This is a genomic window from Pseudomonas sp. FW300-N1A1 (genome assembly GCF_058789115.1).
This window is the reverse complement of record NZ_JBYTBK010000061.1, coordinates 1-21,940: the sequence shown is the minus strand read 5'-3', so window position 1 is coordinate 21,940 and position 21,940 is coordinate 1. Positions and strand designations below refer to the sequence as shown.

Sequence of the window (21,940 nt, the reverse complement as noted above, 5' to 3'; positions counted from 1 at the left end):
GCGGTAGTTCAGTCGGTTAGAATACCGGCCTGTCACGCCGGGGGTCGCGGGTTCGAGTCCCGTCCGCTGCGCCATATCTGCCTCAAGGCCCACTGAACGCCTTGGAGCTACGAAGAATGCCGCTGGTAAAGCCAGTGCCTACTTCGCGTCGATAGCAAAGACCCTGGTCGAAAGACCGGGGTTTTTTGTTTTTGGCATTTCACTTTTCCGTGCCCGGACTCGTCGGCGCATGACCCTCCTCCCGACAGTAAGCGACCTGCCAGTGAGCGCCACTGCACGGACCTCAGGCGGCTGCGGTGGCCACGGGCCGGCCTGGTTTACGCAAGGGTCCCAGGCGCGAACCTTTGTAGCGGGTTTCGCGGAACAGACGCCAGCGACCGAACAGCCCATAGATGTGGGTCACCCATCCTTGCTCGTGGTAACCCATGCGGATGCACACCTTGAGGGCCGGGAAGTTGCGGGTATCGCCATTGGTAATTTCACAGATAGGCCCTGGCATTGGCCCGTACCGTCATTTCGCTCATGAAGACCAACAAATACCGGGGCGCCGCCCATTTCCTGTGTGCTGTCATGCACAGGACTGGCGTGGCCCTTATCGCGCGATCTGACAGGTAACAAGCGTCAATTATCCGCGCGCTGGCTAACGACCATTCGTCGAAGGCGACAGATTCCGGACGATGCTCTGATCATATGTCGGCCCAGTCCCCGGTGATGCCTGGACCTTGTTCTATTCTCAAAGGTACACATTCCGCTCAGGAGGAGGGTCCATGGCCACTGAAAAGCAGCATGAACATGACGACGATGGCGACGAGGAGCAGCCGGATGAGGCCACCCCGCAAGAGAATCCGCCACCGCAAACCTGGAAACACCCGGATGATGGAAAAAGTCTGTCGGACCTCGACGAGGAATGGCCACTGAAACCCTGAATCCAATGCGTTTTGCACACTGCCCCTGGTCAACCGCCAGGGGCAGTGTGCTGTCTGGGTCATTCCAGGGCGGTCGCCGCAGTGGATGGGCTGCGTAGCAGTACGCTGTAGGGCACGCGCGGGATACCCGGCAGTCGAAGGTCCAGTAGCCGGCTCAACGATTCGTCCGCACGCAGGTAGGCATCGCCAAAGTCGCTGTCGAGCTGGGTGGGGTGGGCGATGATCTCCAGCAGTCCGTCCGTGGGGGGCGCTGCGTTGCGTAGATCCACCGGGGTGCATACATAATCGGCCGTTGCGTTGGCGAGGTGGCGCAAGCGTTGGTTGAGCAGGTGTTTGAACACCCGTTTTGGCAGGCTGAGGTTGTGCCCCAGATTGCGCGCCAGCCGAACCGGTACTCCTTGGCGGGCGGCAAACCGCGCGACGATCTCGCCGATCGGCCAGATATTGTGAACGTGTTGATGGGAGTCTAGGTGGCTGGGTTGCAAGCTGTTGTCCAGGCAGTGTTGCCACTGTGCCTCAAGCTCCTGCAACACCGCTTCACGTTGTTCGCGCCCGAGCCACAAGCGGTGGCGCGCAAGGTTCAGGTCGAACTCGCCAGCGGCGCTGCAGAAGGTTGGCTGGCGGGCGATCGCCTCGCTCAAGGGGCGGCCGTAGGTGAGGTTGAAATGCAGGCCGACGCGGCCCTTGAGCAACGGTTGTTGCGCCAGCTGACAAGCGGCGTGGAACGCGGGCATGTTGGCCATGGCGGTGGCGGAGCTGATCACCCCGGCCTGAAAGGCCCGCAGGATGACCGCGTTCTCGTTCGGGCTTAGGCCGAAATCGTCAGCGTTGACGATGACTTGACGAGGCATGTTCGCCCTCCTCGGGGTGTGTACCGGCCACAGGGTTTTTCGCGACGACGGGCTCGCGGGCGGCCACCCGCCAGGCGCGCCAGGCGCGCAGTCGCGGTTTGAGGTAGTGCCAGCACCGCAGGCCAAGGCCCAGGCAGATGCCACTGGGGCGCCATGAATAGAAACTCCAGCGCCAGTGTTCGAGTTGCCCGGTCATGCGTTCATGCAGTTGATGCCCGGAGTTGTTCAGGCTCACGCGCGAGGCATCGATCCACTGCCAGCCTTCGTCCAGCCCCCAGCGAATCCATTCCTCAAGCAGTACGCGGCCACTGCCCAGGTCCGCATGTTGCGGCAGGTACGCCAGGTTGTAGTCATACAGCCGGCCCTGTTCCAGCAGCCCAAGGCGGTAGCTGATGCAACGCCCGTCGAGTTCCAGCAGCACGACCCGTACCAGGCCAAGGGCGGCGAGGCGAGTGAACGCTTCGTTCATCCAATGTCGGTGATGCGCGCCGGAGAAGATTCCGACGCCTTCGTCACCTTTCCAGCTGGCCGCCTCGACCTCGCTGATCGCTTGCAGCAAGGGTCCGATGGTCAGTGCGTCTGGGGCCAGGCGTTTGATCTGTGCGCCGCAGGCCGTGATGCGTTTACGCGCCCGACGCAGTTTGTAGCGCTGATCGCCCGGGACTTCCTGGCGGTCACTGTCGCTGATCAGGTGCACCGGCACTCGACAACTGAGGCGCCATTCGCCGGTAGAGCTCAGCGGCATCCAGGGCGACAGTGTGCCTGGCTGATCCGGGGCCTGCGGCAACTCATTGAGTTGCAACACGGCGTGCGGCAAGTGCTGGCGGATCGCCCTTAGCCCTTGTTGCAGGCTGTCGCTGTCCAGGCAGGCGAGCAGGGCGACCCGGTCGGCCAGTGGATAGCCCAGGTGGCGAACGACGCGAAACGGCAACCCGGCAAAACGTTCACGGCAGGCGATCAGCGGCAGGCACAGGCACAACTGACCGTCCTGCCAGCCCAGCAGTACCTGTAACGTCGTCCCGCTTTGCAGGGCGTGTTCGGCCGCGCGTAACCAGGCCAGGGTATTGAAGGGTGTCGCGTCCGGCACACGCTGGCGTAGCGCTTCGTACGCGGCGTCCGGAAAGTCAGGGGCACACAGTGACATGCACCATTGCAATCGCACCGCCATAACGGTTGAACTCCCTGTGCTGAGATGGCGAGGTTGCGCGAGGGCAACCGGTTCGATGGAGGGGCTCATGAGGCGTTCCAGCTCAAGGCAAACAGCGTTTCGCCGGGCAGTTCGAACCTCACCTGGCCGTCCTCACAGCTGAACGAGGCGGGCCGGCTCTGGCTGTCGGCGCCAAAATACACCAGTGCGCCAGGCTGCAACGGGCATGAGGCGGCGATGCCCTGCAAGGTGACGTGCTGCAGGCGTGTGGTCTTGTTGACGCCCAGCACGCTGCGTTGTCGATCGCTGGCCATGGCCAGCACGTCAACCTCGAACGCGTCATTGTCCAGGCGCACCACGTCCTTGAGCCAGTAGCGAGCGATGAATTGCTGAGCGTAGCCCACCGGCTTGAGTTCGAAGCGATCGCCTTCCAGCACGCGCAACATGCCCTTGCGGTGGTCGCCTTCGTCATCGATCTGAAACCAGTTGAGCATGTCGAGCAGGCCGTCCTGGGCCGAATTGATGGCTACCGAGGCCCACCACAGCGAAGCGAAATGGGTTTCCTGGTCGTAGGGGCTCAGGCTCGAACCGCTGGACATATTGGTCTGGTCCAGCAGCAGCGCCTTGCGGGGCCGACCTTGTTGATCGAGGCCAACGAGCTCGGCGGCGCGTCGCACACCGTCGCGGTACACACGGGTGGCCAGCAGGTCGCGGATCATCCATTCGTGCCAAGCCAGGGCGTCGATCCGCTCGCCTGATGCCTGTAGCAGGCGCCGCGCCCAGTCAATGCCACGGCGTTCGGCGGCGTTGTCGGCGAGGGGACCGTTGATCAGCCGCGAACTGGCCGGCATAGCGATGCGCACACCGGCCTGGAAGTTGGCGGGATTGCTTTGCACCTGGCGCACCATGCTGTCGAAGAGTGCTTGATAGTCGGAAAAGTCCGCGTAGCTAAGGTTCGGTTCATCGGCAAAGGCGATGTAGTGCAGGCCTTTGCCCCCCAGGGCGCGGGTCCCGGCGAGCCAGGCGTCAAGGCCGGCGTTGCTGACCGCATCGACGCGCAGGATGGAGCCCCGTTGCGTGGCGGAAAGCAGGGTGATGTCGTGGGTAATGCCCAGGCGTTCCTGGTAAAAGCGCCGGAAGGGGTCCTCGTACTGCGGCCTTTTCACGGTCAGGTCGACAAAACTGTAGTAGCTGCCCGCGCGCGGTTTGAGTGCATCGAACAGCGAGTGGCTGTCCGGTGGCGGCAGTGCGTAGGGCAGGGCGAGGCCCAGGTCCGGGGTTCGGCCGACGATCTGGGCATGCAGGGTAAGCCGGGTCTGGCCGGCATCTTCGCGCACGGGCTGGAGCTGCTGCGGGTTTTGCGCGAACAGATTGGCGGTGCCGTCGAGCCAGAATGCGGCTTTGCCCGAGCCCTGCAGGCGCAGTCGCCAGACCTGTTCGACGCTGGCGACAGGCAGCGCCACCTGATCGAATTGCCAGTAGTAGCGATAGGGCTTGAGCGCCAGGCTCAGCGTTTTGCCATCGGCCAGTCGCTCTGCTTGCAATGCCCTGACACCGCCATGGAATTTGCCGGCCAGGATCGCCCGTTCGCCGGGTGCGACCTTGAAATACAGCTCGTCGCCATCCCGGGTTGTGGCGCTGAAGTGAACCTTGGCCGGGGCCAGCAGCGCGACGGTGTGTTCATCATGTTCGATCCGGTAGTTGCGAAAGCTGTAGCCGGGAATCTCCAGCCGATAGCTGGAGGCACTCGGCGCCAGGTCCCAGCGCTGGCTGCCACGGGTTTCGCTGGCCTTGATGTGCCGTTCGCCCACGAGGTTGCCCTGACCGTCAAGCAGGTACAGCTGCTCTTCGTTGGCATCCGCTTGCCAGGCCGGGACCCAGCTCACGGTCAGGGTGTCAGGCTGCCCGGCCTGCAGGTACAGGCTGGCGTCACGAATGTCGCCCCAGCGCATGGGCGCGGCTTGCGCGCTCAGGCCCAGGCCGAGGCTGATCACTAGCAACAGGTGCTTCATGCCGCTTTACGCATCAGCAGTTGACGCATCGGCACCAGATCGCTGGGCAGGATGATCAGGGTTTGCCACACCGGCACGCCGCTGAGGCGACAGTACAGCCACAGCAGGGCGACGGTCACTGCCAGGTAAGCAACGGAGGACGCCACGGCGGCGCCGACAATGCCATAGGCGGGAATCAGCAGCAGGTTCAACGCCAGGTTGAACAGGGCGCAGAGGCCCATCACCAGCGAAATGCTGCCGGGCCGGTTCTTGCCCAGCAGATCCAGGCGCAGGATGCTCACGTAACACAGCCCAAGCAGGCCTGGCAGCAAGGCCAGCAGCGCCGGGTACGCCGGCTGGTAGGCCTCTCCGAACAGGGTGACGATCAGCCATTCGCCAATCAGTGCCATGCTCACGCAGGCGGCGATCATCACCGTGGCGGTCAGGCGTAAAGCCAGGGGGGTGAGGCGCTCGATGCCTTCTTCCTGTTGCAGCAGGCGCTTCATCAACGGCGTGGTCACCGCTTCCGGTACGATGAACAGCAGTTCGGCGGCGGCGGTGGCCATGGCGTATTCACCCAGCGCGGTGCTGCCCAGCAAGGCACCGATCAGCAGGTAATCGGAGCGCAGGATCACCTGCTGAAACAGCAGGTCGGGATGGCTTCTGGCGCTGTAGCGCAGCAGTTCATTCTGCCCCGCGCGATCCCATTGCAGGCGCAGCGGGTGATCGCGCTTGAGCCAGTACCAGCCCACGGCGACCACCAGGCCGATGCCCGCCAGCCAACTGATCAGTGCCGCCTCCAGCGCCGCGCTCTTCCACATCCAGAACAAGGCAAGAAACAGCAGCAAGGGGGTCAGGGACTCGATCAGCCGCAAGATGTTGAAGGCGACCACGCCGCCGGAGGCATTGTGCAGGGTCAGCAAACCGCTCTTGAGCACGGACAGCGGCACGGCCATCAGCAACAGCCAGGCCAGCAGGCCCAGTTGGCGGGTGATGTCCAGTTCATTGCCGAATTCACGTGTCAGCGCCACCACCAGCAGGGTCAGCATCGTTGCCAGCAGGCAGCCGAACACCAGCACCTGGCTGAGCAGCAATCCCATGGGGCGTTGTTTTGCCGCCTGAAACCCGACGGCCGAATTCAGGCCGCCGCTGGTGGCGGCGCTGATCAGGTCGGGCAGGGTACTGAGCAACGCGAACAGACCCCGTTCGCTGGGACCGAGGATGCGCGCCAGCAGCACGTTGCGCAGCAAGCGAAGGGCGATCATCAACACCGTGGTGCCCATGCTCAGCGCCAAGTGCTTGAGGTACTGGTTCAGGTTCATGCGCGGGCCCCTTGGCTGATACGCCAGGCCAGCAGTTCCGGACGGCTGGCGTTGCGCTGGCTGACACCGAATCGCGGCAGGGCCAGGGGGTCGCCAGTGCCACGGTAAAGGCCGGCACCGGTGCCCAGTGCAAAGGGGTAACGGTGCGCCGCCAACTGCTGGCGCACCCGTTGATCGTGGTCGCCGTTGGGGTAGCAGTACACAGGCAGGGGCTGCAGGCAGCCGTTGTCCAGGGCGTCGCGGCTGCGCCGCAGTTCCTGTTCCAGGCGCTGGTCGTCCAGCCCGGTGAGGATGGCATGGCTGGCCCCGTGGGGGCCAAAGCTGATCAGTCCGGAACTCTCCAGAGTGCGCACCTGATGCCAATCCAGCGCCTGGGGCGATGCATCCTCGGGGCAGGTCCCGGCAAGCTGGCTGAGGGTGTCCGGCGACAAGCGCTTGAGCGTTTGCAGGTAGTGCGCCAGGGCCTGGCTACGGCGCTGTTCGTCGGCCTCGCCGAGCAGGCTTTCGGGCAGCGTATGACCCGACTGTTGCAGGTGATCGATCAAGTTCTGGCGCGGCACTTCGCCGTGACTGCCCCACAGGGTTTCCCCCAGGCTTTCCCACCAGAAGCGCTGGCGACTGCCGATAAAGTCCGTGGACAGGAAAATGCTCGCCGGTACCTGATGCTGCTGCAGCACCGGGAAGGCATTGAGCGCGTTGTCACGCCAGCCATCGTCAAAGGTCAGTGCCACCCGTGGCCGGGCTGACTGGTGCAGTCTGGCGTCGGGCTGCAACAGCGACATCAGCGGCACGCAGTCGAAATGCCGCTTGAGCCAACCGAGCAGGTGATCGAAGGCCTGGGGGCCGACACACAACTCATTGCGGTGTGGCAGTGCCGCCGCCGCGTCGTCGGCCAGTACCCGGTGCAGCATCAGGATCACCCCGGTGCCGCGCAGTTGATGACGACCCAGGGGGGAGTTCATGTACAACCAGCCGCTGGCACGCTTGATACAGGTTTTGATCGGCATGTCAGGCACTCATCGAGTCTGGTCGGGGTTCCATTGGTTGTAGCTGTGCCCGCGCAAGAACTGCCACAGGCCGATGCTCATGCCGGCCAGGGTCACCAGCACGAACGCGGCGAGGCGAAACGGCTTGGGCAAGCGGTGACGCACATCCAGCAGGCCGGCCACGGCGCAGGCGTAGCCGAGCAACTGGGCAGCCAGGGTCAGGCGGTAGAAGCCATGCTCATCGAGCAACCAGAGGTTGGCCGCTAGCAAGGGCAGTAACAGTACCGGCGCCAGCCGGCGGATCAGCTTGTGGCTGATCAACGCGATGGCGTACAGGCCATGGTGCAGCGGGTTGAGCAGCTCACGCCGGGCCGCCAGGCTGATCAAGCCGCCGACGGTGACGCGCTGGCGGCGGCTGAACTGTCGATCGGCCTCGTCCACGCCTCGATCGAGCACCTTGGCGTCGTCGACATAGATGACGCGCTTGTCCGCGACCGGTGCGCAGGTGTTGATAAAGAAATCGTCGTTGACCAGGGCTGGAATCGGTTGGTACAGCTCGCGGCGCAACGCCTGCAGGGCACCGTCGGCCGAGACCGTGCAGCCGGTTCGGCTTTCCACCCGGCGCAGCCAGGCTTCGTAGTGGCGATACAGGCTTTCGCCCAGGCTCAGGCCTGAGCCTGGGACGGGGATGTTCATGTTGCCGACGGTACCACCGACCTCAGGGTCGGCAAACGGCGCCAGCAGCCGCTGCAAGGTGCCGTCGATCCAGTGAACGTCGGCATCGGTAAACACCAGGATATCGCCTGTGCAGTGGCTGACAGCGGCGTTGAGCACACTGTTCTTGCCTTGGCGCGGCAGGTCGAACACCTCGATGCGCGGGTCGTTGAAGCTGCGCGCCAGGGCCACGGTCTGATCGGTGGAGCCGTCGCTGGCGACGATGATCTGCAAGCTGGCGGCGTGATAGTCGTGGGCCAGCAGATTGCGCAGTTTGTTCTCGATATTGCGTTGCTCGTTGTGCGCGGCAACCACCACACTGACCCGTTGCGCAGGCAAGGGCGCTGGCCTGTGTCGAGGAAAAAACGGCCCTGCGACTGTCAGCAGCAGCGGGTAACCCAGGTAGGCGTACACCGGCAGCAACAGGCACAACCAGAAAATGAGTTTAGCCACGAGCAGGTCTCCTGGCGCTCCAATGACAAAGACTGAGGACGAAGGCCGCGCCGGTCAGGTGCAGACGCAACCAGTGCAGGCCCCAGAGTTGTAGGGTCAAGCCGGGGTTGTGGTGTTTCAGGCTCTGGCGCAAGCTCAGTGCAAGCGCTGGCAGGCTGCTGATCAGCAGAAGCGCCAGGGCCAGGTGCGGCATACCGTCGAGCAGTGCCGCAATGGCCAGTCCGTCCAGCCCCCAGGCGCCGATCGAGAGCAGGGGAAAGCGCAGCAAGCGCAAGCTCACACCTTGGCTGCGCAGCAGTTGCAGGTGACTGCCCTGGCGCCACAACTCCTTGCCCATCCACTCACGCCAACTGCCTTCATAGCCCCAATGCAGGGCGACACTTTCATTGACCGACAACAGTCGCGCCCCCGTCCCGCTCAGGCGCAGGGTCAGGTCCTTGTCCTCTCCGGTACGCAGGCTTTCGTTGAAGCCGCCGATGGCGACAAAGCGTTCGCGGCGCATCAGCAGGTTGGCCGAGGGCAGCCATTGCACCGGGTGCATCGTCTGGGTGGTCGGGCGCAGGGTGCGGCGTTGCCAGGCATGGGCAAACCACGGCGCCTGGAGCGGGGTGTGCAGATCCAGCGCCAGCACGTCGGCCTGCCCGGCCAGTTCCAGGCCTGTCAGTAGGGTCAGCCAGTTGGTCGGCATTTCGATGTCGGCATCGATAAACGCCAGCCATTCGCCGCTGGCCAGCGCTGCGCCGCGATTGCGCAAGGCGCCGATGTGCTGGCCGGGCAGGCTCAACACTTGAGCACCCAGGGTGCGGGCGATCTGCGGTCCCTGATCATGGGAGCCGTTGTCGACCACAATCAGCTCGCACTCAAGCCCTGCCGATTTCGCCGCCAGCCGGGCCGCCTGCAAGGTCCGCGCAATGTGTCGGGCCTCGTTGAACATGGGAATGACAATGCTGACGCAGCTCATGCCTGGCGCTCCGGCAAGGGGCTTTGTTCGGCCTTCTGGCGCAACACCCAGGACATCGCCAGCATGATCCACAGGTATTTATGGTTCGCGGCGCTGAGGAACAGTAGAAACAGCATCAGCGACACCAGGCTCATGGTCAGGTGCGTGACCAGGTCGGCCTGTTCCCACTCATGGCGCTTGAGCCAGGCTGCGCGGGCACGTTGCAGGTTGAGCAGGCCCGTGCCGAGCAGACCGACAAACAGCAGCCCGGCCGGAACACCCAGCTCACTGAACGTTTCCAGGTAGGTGTTGTGGGCACGACGGTACAAGTCGTTGGCTGCGCCCTTGATCGAGAATGCCTTGGCGTAGCCGGTGACCGAGTAATGCAGCGGGAAGGTGCCCGGGCCCGAGCCCAGCAACGGGTTTTCCTGGATCATCTTGCTGCCGACCACAATGTACGAAGCGCGACGGCCCAGCGACTCGTCACGGTGGGCACTGGCACCGGAACTCAGAATGCTCAGCGACTGGATCCGCGCCAGGTACCCGGCCGGCATGGCGTAAATGGTCAGTGGAATCACGATCGCCGCGCCGAGCATGGCAAACCCCAGGTGACGCGGACGAATGCGGGGTAACTGGGCGCGGTAGTGGTACAGGCCTATGAGCAAGGTGATGAGCAACACCACCAGCCCGGAACGGGACTCGGTCTTGGTCATGCCGCCCAACAACAACAGGCAGCAACCGCCCCAGAGTAGCCGTTGCCACAGGCCAGGACTCTTGAGCAGCAGCAACAGCGCCAGGGGAACGGCGAAAGCGATCAGCAGGGCAAAGGTGTTCGGGTCGGCCAGCAGGCCGGCGGCGCGACCCTGGTCCTGATACTTGATGGAGTACATCGCGAGGGCACATGTCAGCGATACGCTGAGGGTCACCAGTCGACAGAACACCATCATGTTCATCTCGCGGCCGATCAGCAGGGTGATCACGAACAGCACCAGGGCGACGCTGATTTCATGCAGGCTCACCAGGGACAGGTCCAGGTTATCGGTTAGTAGCATGCTCAGGAAGTACAGCACCATGAACCCGATCAAAAAGCGCCACAGGTTACTGCGCAAGCGCTCGGACGGAATCTGGTGCACCGCCAGTTGCAGGCACAGGACCAGCGCCAGGGACGCTCCCAGGAGTTTTGCCCCGGTCGGCGTGCTGTCCTTGAACAGACCTTCAAGCGGAACCATTGCCACGATCCCCAGCAAGCCCCAGGCCGGTCGGCGATACAACACCGCCACGCCAACGATACCCAGCACGGCGCCGGGGGCCAGGTACGGCCAGGGACTGGCCAGCAGCAGCAGGGAGACCAGCCCCAAAAGACTGACCAGCGACAGAGGGATGATCACGCGCGAGCCTCCTGTGCAGTGCGGATATACAACTGCGACCAGCGCTCGGCGAGGGCCCGCAGGTCGTAGCGGTCGAGTTGGGTGCGGCGGGCGTTTTCCGTCAGCGTGCGAGCCAACAGCGGTTCGTTGAGCAGGGTTTCCAGTTGTCGCGCCAGTGCCGGGCTGTCGGCCGGTGCAGCGAGCAACCCGTTGTTCCGGTCTTCGAGCACATCGGGAATGCCACCGACCCCGAACGCCACCACCGGCACTGCGGCCTGCATGGCCTCCAGCAGAATCATCGGTGTGCCTTCGGTGCGTGAACTGATCACCAGTGCATCGAGCTGCGTCCACCAGGGGCCCATCTCGGTCTGGTAGCCCGGCAGCGTAATGCGTTCCTGCAAGCCGGCAGCGTCGATGCGTGCCACCAGGGTGGGTCGCTCCGGGCCGTCACCGAGCATCACCGCGTGCAACTGCGGATATTGCTGGCACAGCGGGATCAAGGCATCGAGAAACAGGTCCGGGCCTTTCTCGCTGCTTAAGCGTCCCACGTAACCGGCCAGCCAGCGCTGTTGATCGGCGCTGCGTTGGGGCAGGGCATTGGCCGCCGGCAAACCGTTGGGAATCACCTGGAGCTTGTCCGCCCGGACACTGGCATGCCGGCACAGCACCGCGATGCTCTCGGCCACGCAAACCACCCGGTCTACCGACGCGGTGCGGCACAGTTGCAGGCTGAGCCAGGTGTAGAACTTCTGTTTGCGGCTGCGCGGGGTGAAGCCGTGCTGGGTAATCACCAGCGGCAGGCGCAGCAAGGTCGCGGCCACCCAGCCCAACACCAGGCCCTTGAAATTGTGGGTGTTGAGCAGCGGACGTTCGTCACGCCGTTGACGCAGGTGCCGCATCAATTCGCCCAGCCCCGAGCAGGCACGGCAATCGACCCCGGCGGCGCGAAACCGGGCGATGAGCTCGGGCGGCGCATCGAGAAACAGCACCTGGTGCTGGCCGGACGTTGCCAGGCAATGGTCCAGTAACATCCGCTCGGCACCGTAGAACCCGGCGCTGCCGAGCAGATGAATGATCGGCAGCGCAGGTGCGGCTTGCCCGTTCAATTGCGCATCCAGTGCAGAAAGCTGGGGACCGTCCAGTTCGGGTGCGGATTGTTCGGCAACGCTTTCTGGTCATTGATCACCAGCAGCACCGGCAAGCCCAGTTCGCGGCTGATTTGCGCCGGGTGTTTGAAGTGATGATCGAAGAACTCACGCACATAGACCAGGGCGATCGCCAGCAGCAGCCCGCTGAGCAGGCCGAACGGAATGATCAGCAACGGTTTGGGAAATGCCGCCTCGGTGGGTTCGAACGGTGGGCTCAGGACCCGTGCGTTCGACAGGTCGTTGTCGAGCAGGCGCGCGGTACTGCTTTCGGCAAAACGCTGGGCGTAGGTGGAGAACGCGGTATGCAGGGCGTTGATTTCGGTGTCCATCTGCCGCAGCTTGCTCTGGGTTTCCTGCAACTGGTGGATACGCTCCTTGTACTCGGCGATGCGCGCGATTTTCTGATCGATCACCAAGCCGATGACGGCCAGATCGTTGGTGCGTTCCTGAATCCGGTTGCCGACCACTTTCAGGAACTGCTGGCGGCCGCGGGTAATTTGCTCGCGGGTCAGCAGCATCGGCTCACTGCCAGGCTGGAACACTGCCAGGTCGTTGTTGTAGCGCGTGACCAGGTTCGTCAGCTGTTCGCCGAGCTGCTTGATTTCCCGGTCCTCGAACGCCACCTTGTCCACGGTGGTGGTGAAGGTGTAGGGGAAGGTGTAATCGCTGAACCTGGCGTTGCTGGCGTTACCCAGGTTGGCTTTCAGGTAGTCGAGCCAGCGTTGGTTTTCCAGCAGGCGGTCGCGGTACAGGTTCAGTGCCTGTTCTTCCGTGTTGATGGCATTCAGGCGGAAGGTGATTTCCTCCTTGGGGTCGGACGAACCGACGCGCTCCAGCAGCCCCAGGCGCGTACCTTCCAGGCCGTCGAGGCGGGTCTGGTATTGCAGTTTCTTGGTTTCGTAGAACGTTTGTGGCAAGTCGATCGATTGCAGCTCCTGACGGTTTTGCAGGTAGTTCTGCAGCAGTTGCGCGACGAAGTCGGTGCCCTGCTTGGGATCGCCAAAACTGTAGATGATCGAGATCACATTGGAGCCAGGCAGGGTTTCAACCTTCAGCTTGTCGATGGCTTCTTCCGTCAGTCCGTCCAGGGTCGTATCGCGCACCGGGTCGACTTCCAGCCCGAACAGCTGGCGCGCCGGGTTGATCACGTACTCGCGCAGCGGGTTGATGAGCAGGTTGCGCAACGGGTCGGTTACCACTCTGGCGAACAGGCCCGGAGCCGGGTTGTACTCACCCTTGTCGCGCAACTGGCTGATGGTCTGGCGAATCAGCGCCGGTGAACGCAGGATGTTGGCCTCGGTTTCCATGTCCGACAGGGTCGGCGGGACGAAGGTCGCATTCTCCTGGGTCAGGGAGGTGGTGGCATCCCCCTGAGACAGTTTCTTGGACTGCACGATCACTTGCGCGGTGATATCGAAGCTCTGTTTGAGCACCAGCGGCAACAGCAGGGCGATCACTGCAAAGATCAGGAAGACTCGTTTGACCAACTGTTTGTTGGCGAAAAAGATCCTGAAGAACTCATGCAGGTAGTTTTCCTTTGGATTCATGGCAGGTCACCTGTGAGTTAATTGCTGTTGTCGTCTTTGTCGTCCAAGCGATAGCTGAAGCTCATGCCCACGCCCTGGAAGAGCACGACATCCGCCAGCTGCCGCGCCAGTTCACCGGCGCTGGCCAGCTTGGTCTTGGGCACAAAGAGCATGTCGTCCGGTTGCAGGTAGGCGATCTGCGCGGCGTCGCCGGACAGGGCCGCGTCGACGTCATAGTGGCGCGCTTCGACCTGATTGCCGTTACGCCGCATGATCACCACCGAATCCAGGCGGGCCTTGGCGTTGGCGCCACGGGCCAGGGTCAGGGCCTCGAGCACCGAGATCGGCCGCCGGACCGGGTAGGCACCCGGCTGGCCGACTTCGCCGAGCACGAACACTTCGTTGCCCTGGGTGGACTTGAGCATCACGTCGACGGTCATCCGTCCCGGCAACTGCGCGTAGCGCGTGTTGAGGAAGGTTTCCAGCTGGCTGACGCTCATCCCTTGCAGGGGCACGGCGCCGACTTCCGGAAAGCTCGCGTAACCGTCGTTGCCCACGATGATTTCCCGGCTCATACCGGTGGTCGGGTGGTTCAGCGTGCTTTTGAGGTTGTTCTCGTTGCTCAGCGGGCTGATCACCTGCACGGTCAACTGGTTGCGGTTGGGCTGGAACAGCATTTTTCGTTGATAGGCGCGCTGGATTTCATCGCGTGCCTGCTCGCTGGTCAGCCCCTCGATTTTCACCGAGGTGTTGGCGCCCGGCAGCGCAATGGTGCCGTCCGGCAACACCAGTTGGCTGCCGTTGAGCTGGCTGGCGGCGGTGAAACTCAGGCCGATCTGGTCACCGGATTGAATACGGTAGGCCGATGAGCCTGAGGTGCTGACGTGGAAGATCACGTCCAGTTTGTCGCCCGGGCGCAGGGTCTGTTCGACCTTGGGCATATCGGTGGCCTGGGCGTTGGCCGGTGCGGCGGTGAGGATCTGCACCGGCATGCTCCGGGTATCGGTGTGGCTGGAGCAACCTGCTAGAGGCAGCAACAGCAGGGCAAGCCATTTTGCGTTCATGAGGTCATCCTTTGGCTGCTGTTTTTACAGATTGTTGTAGAGCCATTTGGGCATGTAGTACTTGCGGCCGTTGAAGATGCTGCCGACCAGCTTTGCCCCGGCCTGGGTCAGGCGCTGGCCGGCCGCTTGTGCGACTTCCCAGCGGGTGTCCTCGGCACGCACCACCAGCACCACGCCGTCCACCAGGGTGCCGATGACCAGGGTGTCGGTGGCCGAATACACCGGGTCGCCGTCGATCACCACAAACCGGTACTGCTCGGCCAGTTGCTTGAGCAGGGGACGTAGCTGCTCGGGTGTCAGGTGCTCGTCACCGCGTCGATGATGGCCGTTGGGCAGAATCAGGAACGGCAGGCCCGTCAACTGCGTGATGCAATCGTGCAACGGTGGCGCGCTGTCGTGGTTGAACACCAGGTCGCGAAAACCTCGCTCCTTGTGCAGCCCCAACTGCTGGCTCAGGTTGTTGGCGGACTGGCTGGCATCGACCAGCAGCACCTGGCCGCTGCTCATTTCCGCCAGTTGTCGGGCCAGCACCAGGGCACTGGTGCTGACGCCGTCGCCGCTGTTGGCGGCCGTCAGGAACAGGACTCGCAGGTCCTGGTCGAGTACGGTCGAGGTCAGGTTGGACTCGCTCGGATTGGCGATGGTCAAGCTTTTGGTTGAACCGTCCATCTCAACTTGCTCCGTGGCCACTGAAAACCTTGAAGGGTGTCTTGAGCAGGATCTTCAGATCCAGCAGCAGACTCTGGTTGGCGATGTAGCTCAGGTCGAGCTCGACCCGTTGATCGAAATCGATGTTGCTGCGTCCGGAGATCTGCCACAGGCCGGTCATGCCGGGGTAAATGCTCAGGCGTGCGAGGTGGCTGTCCTTGTAGCGATAGGTGTTGAACGAGGTAGGCCTGGGGCCGACCAGGCGCATGTCGCCGCTGAGCACATTGATCAGGTTGGGCAACTCGTCTAGGCTGCTGCGTCTGAGAAACCCGCCGATTGCGGTGATCCTCGGGTCCTTGTCGATCTTGAAGTCGATGGCATCGGCACCGTGCTTGTTCAGGTGGCGCAGCGACTCCTTGAGGTCCTCGGCGTTGGCGACCATGGTGCGGAACTTGTACATGCCGAACAGGCGCCCGCGGTAGCCGGTGCGTTTCTGTACAAACAGCACCGGCCCGGGGCTGCTCAACCGGATGGCCAGGGCCAGGGCCAGCAACAGTGGCGACAGCAACACCAGCAGGACCAGCGCACCCAGTGCGGCGACGACCCGGTTGGTTCGAGACAGGGTCCAGGGACGCCCGCCGTCACGGCCGGTTATCCAGCCCCGACCTTGCATGTGGATCGCTGAATCCAGGCGTATGCGCTGCTCGGGATCGAGGCGCTTGTCACGGCGCATCGTTTGTACCGGCACCTCTTGTTCATGACCCGTCATAAACGGCTCCGTATTGGCGAGGGCTCATCCGGGCGCGAAGCGTTGCCAGCGAGCGACGTTGGGATGACGGGCAGCACGTAATACTCACGGAACCAGGCCACGAAACGCCTGAGTCCTTCATCGAGTGCGATCTGTGGGTGAAAATCGATGTCGTGTTCCAGCTCACGGACATCGGCAAACGTGTTCAGGACATCGCCGGGCTGCAGGGGCAGCAGGTCAACGTTAGCCTGGCGTCCCAGGTGTTTTTCCAGCAGCGCCAGATAATCCTTGAGCTCGACCGGGCGCTCGCCGCCGACGTTGTAGATTTTCCAGGGCCCCATGCTGCTCGAAGGGTCCGGGTGTTCACGGTCCCAGTCGGCGGCTACCCGGGGGGCGCGGTCAAGCAGGCGCGCAATGGTCTCGACAATGTCATCGATGTAGGTGAAGTCTCGCTGGTGCCGGCCATGGTTGAATAACTTCAGCGGGCGCCCCTGGACGATCGCCTGTGCAAAGCGGATGGGCGACATGTCCGGACGCCCCCAGGGGCCATACACGGTGAAGAAGCGCAATCCGGTGCAGGGAATGCCAAACAGGTGGCTGTAACTGTGGGCCATCAGCTCGTTGGCTTTTTTTGTGGCCGCGTACAGGGACAGCGGGTGGTTGACGCTGTCATGGGTGGAGTAGGGCGTGTGCTGGTTGGCCCCGTAGACCGAACTGGAGGAGGCGTAGATCAGGTGCTTCACCGGATGGTGCCGGCAGTTCTCGAGAATGTTCAGGAAACCGTTGAGGTTGCTGTCCAGGAAGGCTTTTGGATTGTCCAGCGAGTAGCGCACCCCGGCCTGGGCGGCCAGGTGAATCACGACCTCGGGTTGCTCGCGGGTGAACAGCGCGACCAGGGCATCGCTGTCCACCAGGTCAGCCCGCAGCAGGGGGAATGGGCCGACCTGTTGATGTACCCAGTGCACCCGGGCGTGCTTGAGTGCCGGGTCATAGTAGTCGTTGAAGTTGTCCAGGCCGATGACCTCATGCCCGTCGCGCAACAGCCGCAACACACAATGAGCGCCAATGAAACCGGCGGCGCCGGTGACCAGGATTTTCATACGGCCGGGCCTTCGGGCATGACATGCCGCAGGCCGATGCCGCGATAGTGCAGGCCCGCATCCGCGGCCTGCTGCGGGTTGTAGAGATTGCGCCCGTCGATCACGACTTTTGCGCGCAGCTTGCTGGCGAGCACGTCGAAGTCGACCACGCGAAAGTTCTTCCATTCGGTGCAAATCACCAGGGCGTCGGCGTCTTCCAGGGTGTCGTCGCGGGTGGCACACAAGTGCAGGTCATCGCGGTAGCCATAGAGGCGCCGGCATTCGGACATCGACTCCGGGTCAAACGCACACACCGTGGCGCCTTCCTGCCACAGCGATTCCATCAGGTAGCGGCTGGGGGCTTCGCGCATGTCGTCGGTGTTGGGTTTGAAGGCCAGGCCCCAGAGGGCGATTTTCTTTCCGGCCAGCCCTGCCGGAAAGTACGGCTTGAGCTTGCGCAGGAGGATGTGGCGCTGGTCGTCGTTGACCTCGGTAACGCTGCGCAACAGGCGCAGCGGCATGCCATGGTGCTCGGCGGTGTGGAGCAGGGCGCGCAGGTCCTTGGGCAGGCACGAGCCGCCAAAACCGCAGCCGGGGTAGATGAAGTGATAGCCGATACGTGGGTCCGAACCGATGCCCCGGCGCACGGCCTCGATGTCGGCGCCCAACTGCTCGGTGAGGTTGGCCAGCTCGTTCATGAAACTGATACGCGTGGCGAGCATGGCATTGGCCGCGTATTTCGTCAGCTCGGCACTACGGCAGTCCATGAACATCAGTTTTTCACGGTTGCGGCAGAACGGCGCATAGAGCTCGGTCAACTGGGCGCGGGCGTCTTCGTCAGCGGTGCCGATGATGATCCGGTCCGGGCGCATGCAATCGACCAGGGCGCTGCCTTCCTTGAGAAACTCCGGGTTCGAGACCACCCGCACGCTCAAGTACGACTTGCCACGCCGCGCCAGTTCTTCCTCGGCACAGGCCATGACCTTGTCGGCAGTGCCGACCGGAACCGTGGACTTGATGATCAGGGTGCGGTTGGCGTCCATAGCGCTGGCGATCTGCCGGGCGACGCTCAGTACATGGCTGACGTCAGCGGATCCGTCTTCATCGGCAGGGGTGCCCACCGCGATAAAGATCAGTTCGCCATGCTCGACGGCATCGCTGGCCTGGGTGCTGAACAGCAAGCGTCCGGCCTTGATGTTCTCCTCCAGCGCCGAGCCCAGGCCGGGTTCGCTGATGGGTGGGACAGCTTGTTGCAATTGACGGATCTTGCCCGGGTCTATGTCGACGCATAACACCCGATGACCGACATCCGCCAGTGCAGCCGCTTGAATCAGGCCGACGTAACCCGTACCAAATACGCTCACGTCCATACTGGCGTGCCTCGTGAAACGGTGGATGTAACTCAAATGAGACTGTTAGAAGGGGTATAGACGAGTGCGGGGAATCCGTGCCGGCAAACTGACACGTTCTTCATGTTGAAAAACGGTCAGTATTCGGGCGATCTGCTATCAAGTGCCTCAAAGCACTGGCTTTGGTCAGTTATTGAGCATTCAGAAGGCGAATCAACAATGCGATAAACGGTCGCATGCCTTGTATTACAAGGGGTGGGGAGAAGGATGTGTGTCAGAAATGAATCAACTTTTTTTTGACGTTTTGTCGGTCAAATGACATGCATTACGTTTTTCATGCGCTGTAACGTGGTCGAAACATGACCAGTATTGAATGACTGTCATCACATAATGTTACGAGGGGTGTTCCGTGAACGGTAATGCCCCGGAGCACAGTCGAACCAGCGCAGGCAGGCGCGATTGAAACTCTGCACATCGCTGTAACCGAGCTGGTCGGAAATCTGCACCAGTTCAACGGCGGGTTGCAGCAGCAGGTCTTCGGCGCGGTAACGCCGGTATTCGTCGAGCAACTCGGAAAAACTCCAGCCCAGGGCCTTCAGGCGGCGGGCGGCGGTGCGTTCGAGCAGGTGCTGGGACGTACAGAAGTCCTGCCAGTGGGCGCCAGGCAGATCGCCGATCAAGTGGTCGCTGACCAACTCCAGCAATGTCGACTCGCTGTTGCGCCGGGTATGTTCCAGCAACTCGACCAGGGTGTTCTCCAACTGATGGTTGCCCGGTGTCAGCGGCTGCACGAACAACCCTGGCTCAAGGTGAATCACCGGGTTGGCCTGGCACCAACGCACGGGGACGCGAAAGGCCTGTTCATGGGGTTGTGTAGTGGCCGGGGCAGGGTGGGGCAGGTCGACAGCGAGAATCGGGTCTGCCCCCAGGCCGCTGGCGAGCAGCTTGCGCCGCAACATGCTGCACACGCTGACCAGGATGTAGTCGGTCAGCGGTGCAGTGGCGCGCAGGCTGCCGCAGTCGCGCAGGTGCAACTGCACCGAGCCTTCGCCGCGCACGACCCGCGCCTGGAAATGCCCGTTGAAGAACGGGAAGAACCTGACGAAATAGGCACAGGCACTTTCCAGCGACGCGGCGACATCAAACAGGTAGGTCAAGCCATTGGTCGAGGTGGACACGAAGCGCCGGCCCGCCGCCAGACCCACCAGCGGATCATCGGTACTGGCCTGGGCAAAGGCCCAGAAACGTCGAGAGAGAAACAGCGGAACGCGCATGAACGGGGTGCGCAATTCAAACAGGCTGCGGTGAAACAACGCCTCGATCTGTTCGCGCGCAATCCCGCGGGCCAGCAGTTCTTCAATGGCCGGCAGCAGGCTGGGGGCGTAGAACGCGTTGGGTGTCGGCTGATCGCTTTTTGTCATTTAGGGCTCACAGCATGTTCCGGTTCACTGGTTAGGCTGCCCGACGTTAAGCGATTTGCCGGAGCAAGACCATGCTTGATTTACGCCAGCTCGACCTCAACCTGCTGCTCGCCTTCGATGCCATCTACCAGCAACGCAGTGTCACCCGCGCCGCCGAAGTCATGTGCCTGTCGCAACCGGCGATGAGCAACGCGCTGCGTCGGCTACGTGACTTGTGTGGCGATCCGTTGTTCATCAAGAGTCGCCTGGGCGTCACCCCGACCCTGGTGGCGCACCGTCTGGCCGACTATGTGCGCAATGCCCTGGAGAGCCTGCGTGACGGTTTGAAAATGATTCCCGCTGCCCGCCAGAGCACGCCGTTGCTGCGCATCAGTTGCCTGGACTGCCTGCAACCGGTGCTGCTCGATGCCTTGCTCCTGGCGCCCCATGCCGATTGGCAAGTGCGTTACTTTCAGCCTCGACGGCGCGATGCCTTGCAGGAACTGGCTTCGGGAAAGCTGGACATCCTGATCGACCTCGATCAACCGCTGGCGGGGTTGGCCGGCTTGCACAAGCAGGTCTTGCCGGCCGATCACTATGTGTTTGCGTATGGCGATGCACTCAAGGAGCCGCCGCGCACCCTGCAAGCCTATCTGGCGCAACCGCAGATCCAGGTTTCAAGCCGCCGCGACGGGTTGAGTCCGGTGGACCTGCACCTGGGGTTGAAGAGCCTGCGCCGTACGATTGCCGTGAGCACCCAAAGTACCCTGGCCGCGAAGATGATCGCCGACCGCCAGCCGTTTGGCCTGAGCCTGCCGAGCCGGGTCGCCTGTGCGCTGGGCATGCAGCAGGCGCCGCTGCCGCTGGACGAGCCGGTGCAGTTGCAACTGGCGCTGTACATCGAGTCGCGCTATCGCTTCGAGCGCAGCCGTGAAGAGGCGATGCATTGCCTGCTTCAGGCGTTGGGCGAACCACGGCCTCCCCTGGCCGTGGCGCGGCGCGCCTGACGCTGCCCTGGCGGGTGCTCAGAAGGCGTACGGGATCGTGACTTTGGCCCAGAGCATCTGGCCTTCGGGGCGGTTTTCCACGTCGAATTCCTTGGCCCAGCGCAACTCGGCGCTGGCGTACTTGAGGAAGGTGAAGAACATCGCAGGACCGATGGCGAACACCTCGCCACGTACGCCGTCGTCCACGTCCTGGCCATTGAACTGCACGGTGTGGCCGTACTGTTTGTCGTCGGTGGTTTGCTTGAGGTAGTAACCGTTCAAACCGAGGTTCAGGTTGTCGGTCACCTTGTAGCTGGCGGAGTAGTCGAAGTGGAAAATCTGCCCGGAACGGTAGTCTGTGTCGTGGTTTTCCTGGTTGAAGCTGTAGGTGGTCTTGACTGACAGCTCGGTTTTTTCCGTCGGTAGCCACGTGAAGGAAATCAGCGGCTTGTAGGTGTAGAAATTGTTGCTGGTGTTGGCCAGGCGAGTGGCGTCGTACTCGCCGGTGGGAATGGTGATCTCCAACGCGGCACCCAGTGTCAGGTTTTTCCCCATGTCCCACAGAATGATCGGCGCCACGGTGGTGTCGCCCATGCTTTCGCGGTCATCTTCCAGGCCAAAGGCCGACACCTGCTGCTTGATCCAGGGTCGCGCCGCGTAGAAGCCCAGGCGACCGCCGGCAATGCGCAGCGGGCTGAGGTAGTCCAGGCGTGGAACGACCGCCTCGGACTTGATTTCGACATCCGGCACCTTGCCGCCCAGCGAGCTGATGTTCAGCTCGGTGGCCTTGTAGAAGTTGTAGTAGAGGTTGAACGCGACCATGTGGTCTGGAAGGTTGTTGACGTCCAGCGGCAACATGAAGAAGCCATCGGTGCCAGGGCCGATGTTGTCGACCCCCGATTCTGTGGCGTGTACCGATACGCACACACTCGACAGCAGGGCAACGCTTGCAGCCAGTCGCAGGGGAGGGAACGCACGGGTCGGATTCATTTTTCTGCTCGTTATTATTGTTAGCGGACGCGCCGCCGGCCATCACGCGGGCCGGACCCTAGAAATAAGCTGTCAGCCCCCGGCAGGGCAGGGTATTGGCGGACACAGAGCGGACTTCTGCGGCCAGCCTGTGTCCTAGGGTCTGTTGACGTTTGGTGGCGAGCCGCGTTGCTGGGCCAACGTGGGCGAGGCAAGGCGCGGGATGCCGCCAATGGTTGTTCCCTTGGAAAATCCCGCAACGCAGCCTCGCCCACGTTGGCACGCAACCCGAAGGGACGGGGCCCGCTTGGTGCAGGGCTGCGTTG

At 62.7% G+C, this 21,940-nt stretch carries 19 protein-coding genes and 1 pseudogene; 2 read left to right on the top strand and 18 right to left on the bottom strand.

Going from position 1 to position 21,940, the window contains the following annotated elements:
- Positions 1-283: 283 nt before the first annotated feature.
- A pseudogene (locus tag AC3WQN_RS24495) lies at positions 284-466 on the bottom strand (N-acetyltransferase); the annotation flags it as partial.
- Between the two features lie 301 nt (positions 467-767).
- Between AC3WQN_RS24495 and AC3WQN_RS24490 the strand changes: the two are divergent.
- Complete coding sequence (locus AC3WQN_RS24490; protein ID WP_178081922.1) at positions 768-926, top strand: hypothetical protein; 159 nt, start codon at positions 768-770, stop codon at positions 924-926.
- A 59-nt stretch (positions 927-985) separates the two neighbouring features.
- Here AC3WQN_RS24490 and AC3WQN_RS24485 read toward each other — a convergent pair whose 3' ends face one another.
- The 16 genes from AC3WQN_RS24485 to AC3WQN_RS24410 form a co-directional block, all read right to left on the bottom strand.
- Positions 986-1,777, bottom strand: a complete 792-nt coding sequence (locus AC3WQN_RS24485; protein ID WP_103401178.1) for a carbohydrate deacetylase — start codon at positions 1,775-1,777, stop codon at positions 986-988.
- Positions 1,749-2,945, bottom strand: coding sequence for a GNAT family N-acetyltransferase (locus AC3WQN_RS24480; protein WP_103401177.1), 1,197 nt, complete (start codon positions 2,943-2,945; stop codon positions 1,749-1,751). The genes AC3WQN_RS24485 and AC3WQN_RS24480 overlap by 29 nt, the downstream gene beginning before the upstream one ends.
- A gap of 65 nt (positions 2,946-3,010) precedes the next feature.
- Complete coding sequence (locus AC3WQN_RS24475; protein WP_103401176.1) at positions 3,011-4,936, bottom strand: hypothetical protein; 1,926 nt, start codon at positions 4,934-4,936, stop codon at positions 3,011-3,013.
- Positions 4,933-6,237 carry an oligosaccharide flippase family protein gene (locus AC3WQN_RS24470; RefSeq protein WP_103401175.1) on the bottom strand — a complete coding sequence of 435 codons (1,305 nt, stop codon included), beginning with the start codon at positions 6,235-6,237 and terminating at the stop codon, positions 4,933-4,935. Before AC3WQN_RS24470 ends, AC3WQN_RS24475 begins: the two co-directional genes overlap by 4 nt.
- Positions 6,234-7,244: a polysaccharide deacetylase family protein gene (locus tag AC3WQN_RS24465; protein ID WP_103401174.1), complete on the bottom strand. Its 1,011-nt coding sequence runs from the start codon at positions 7,242-7,244 to the stop codon at positions 6,234-6,236. Before AC3WQN_RS24465 ends, AC3WQN_RS24470 begins: the two co-directional genes overlap by 4 nt.
- A gap of 9 nt (positions 7,245-7,253) precedes the next feature.
- The gene (locus AC3WQN_RS24460; RefSeq protein WP_103401173.1) at positions 7,254-8,390 is read right to left on the bottom strand and encodes a glycosyltransferase family 2 protein; all 1,137 of its coding nucleotides are present in this window, start codon (positions 8,388-8,390) and stop codon (positions 7,254-7,256) included.
- On the bottom strand, positions 8,383-9,351 hold the full coding sequence (locus tag AC3WQN_RS24455; RefSeq protein ID WP_103401172.1) for a glycosyltransferase family 2 protein: 969 nt from the start codon (positions 9,349-9,351) through the stop codon (positions 8,383-8,385). Before AC3WQN_RS24455 ends, AC3WQN_RS24460 begins: the two co-directional genes overlap by 8 nt.
- Positions 9,348-10,718: an O-antigen ligase family protein gene (locus tag AC3WQN_RS24450; RefSeq protein WP_103401171.1), complete on the bottom strand. Its 1,371-nt coding sequence runs from the start codon at positions 10,716-10,718 to the stop codon at positions 9,348-9,350. Before AC3WQN_RS24450 ends, AC3WQN_RS24455 begins: the two co-directional genes overlap by 4 nt.
- A complete protein-coding gene (locus AC3WQN_RS24445; protein WP_178081921.1) occupies positions 10,715-11,803 on the bottom strand; it encodes a glycosyltransferase family 4 protein in 1,089 nt (362 codons plus the stop codon). Before AC3WQN_RS24445 ends, AC3WQN_RS24450 begins: the two co-directional genes overlap by 4 nt.
- Complete coding sequence (locus tag AC3WQN_RS24440) at positions 11,800-13,392, bottom strand: GumC family protein (protein ID WP_103401170.1); 1,593 nt, start codon at positions 13,390-13,392, stop codon at positions 11,800-11,802. Before AC3WQN_RS24440 ends, AC3WQN_RS24445 begins: the two co-directional genes overlap by 4 nt.
- A 17-nt stretch (positions 13,393-13,409) precedes the next feature.
- Positions 13,410-14,435: a polysaccharide biosynthesis/export family protein gene (locus AC3WQN_RS24435; RefSeq protein ID WP_103401169.1), complete on the bottom strand. Its 1,026-nt coding sequence runs from the start codon at positions 14,433-14,435 to the stop codon at positions 13,410-13,412.
- Between the two features lie 24 nt (positions 14,436-14,459).
- Positions 14,460-15,104, bottom strand: coding sequence for a CpsD/CapB family tyrosine-protein kinase (locus tag AC3WQN_RS24430; protein WP_103401168.1), 645 nt, complete (start codon positions 15,102-15,104; stop codon positions 14,460-14,462).
- 1 nt (position 15,105) lies between these two features.
- Positions 15,106-15,852 (bottom strand): sugar transferase, encoded by a 747-nt coding sequence (locus tag AC3WQN_RS24425; protein WP_103401167.1) that lies wholly within the window; start codon positions 15,850-15,852, stop codon positions 15,106-15,108.
- Positions 15,849-16,931, bottom strand: coding sequence for an NAD-dependent epimerase (locus tag AC3WQN_RS24420; RefSeq protein WP_103401166.1), 1,083 nt, complete (start codon positions 16,929-16,931; stop codon positions 15,849-15,851). Before AC3WQN_RS24420 ends, AC3WQN_RS24425 begins: the two co-directional genes overlap by 4 nt.
- On the bottom strand, positions 16,928-18,280 hold the full coding sequence (locus AC3WQN_RS24415) for a UDP-glucose dehydrogenase family protein (protein WP_103401165.1): 1,353 nt from the start codon (positions 18,278-18,280) through the stop codon (positions 16,928-16,930). The genes AC3WQN_RS24420 and AC3WQN_RS24415 overlap by 4 nt, the downstream gene beginning before the upstream one ends.
- 362 nt (positions 18,281-18,642) lie before the next feature.
- Positions 18,643-19,680 (bottom strand): AraC family transcriptional regulator ligand-binding domain-containing protein, encoded by a 1,038-nt coding sequence (locus tag AC3WQN_RS24410; protein ID WP_103401164.1) that lies wholly within the window; start codon positions 19,678-19,680, stop codon positions 18,643-18,645.
- A gap of 71 nt (positions 19,681-19,751) precedes the next feature.
- Here AC3WQN_RS24410 and AC3WQN_RS24405 point away from each other — a divergent pair, with 71 nt between their 5' ends.
- Positions 19,752-20,666 carry a LysR family transcriptional regulator gene (locus tag AC3WQN_RS24405; protein ID WP_492589216.1) on the top strand — a complete coding sequence of 305 codons (915 nt, stop codon included), beginning with the start codon at positions 19,752-19,754 and terminating at the stop codon, positions 20,664-20,666.
- An 18-nt stretch (positions 20,667-20,684) separates the two neighbouring features.
- On the opposite strand, the gene AC3WQN_RS24400 is transcribed toward AC3WQN_RS24405, so the two are convergent.
- The gene (locus AC3WQN_RS24400) at positions 20,685-21,635 is read right to left on the bottom strand and encodes a SphA family protein (RefSeq protein WP_103401162.1); all 951 of its coding nucleotides are present in this window, start codon (positions 21,633-21,635) and stop codon (positions 20,685-20,687) included.
- Positions 21,636-21,940: the final 305 nt, after the last annotated feature.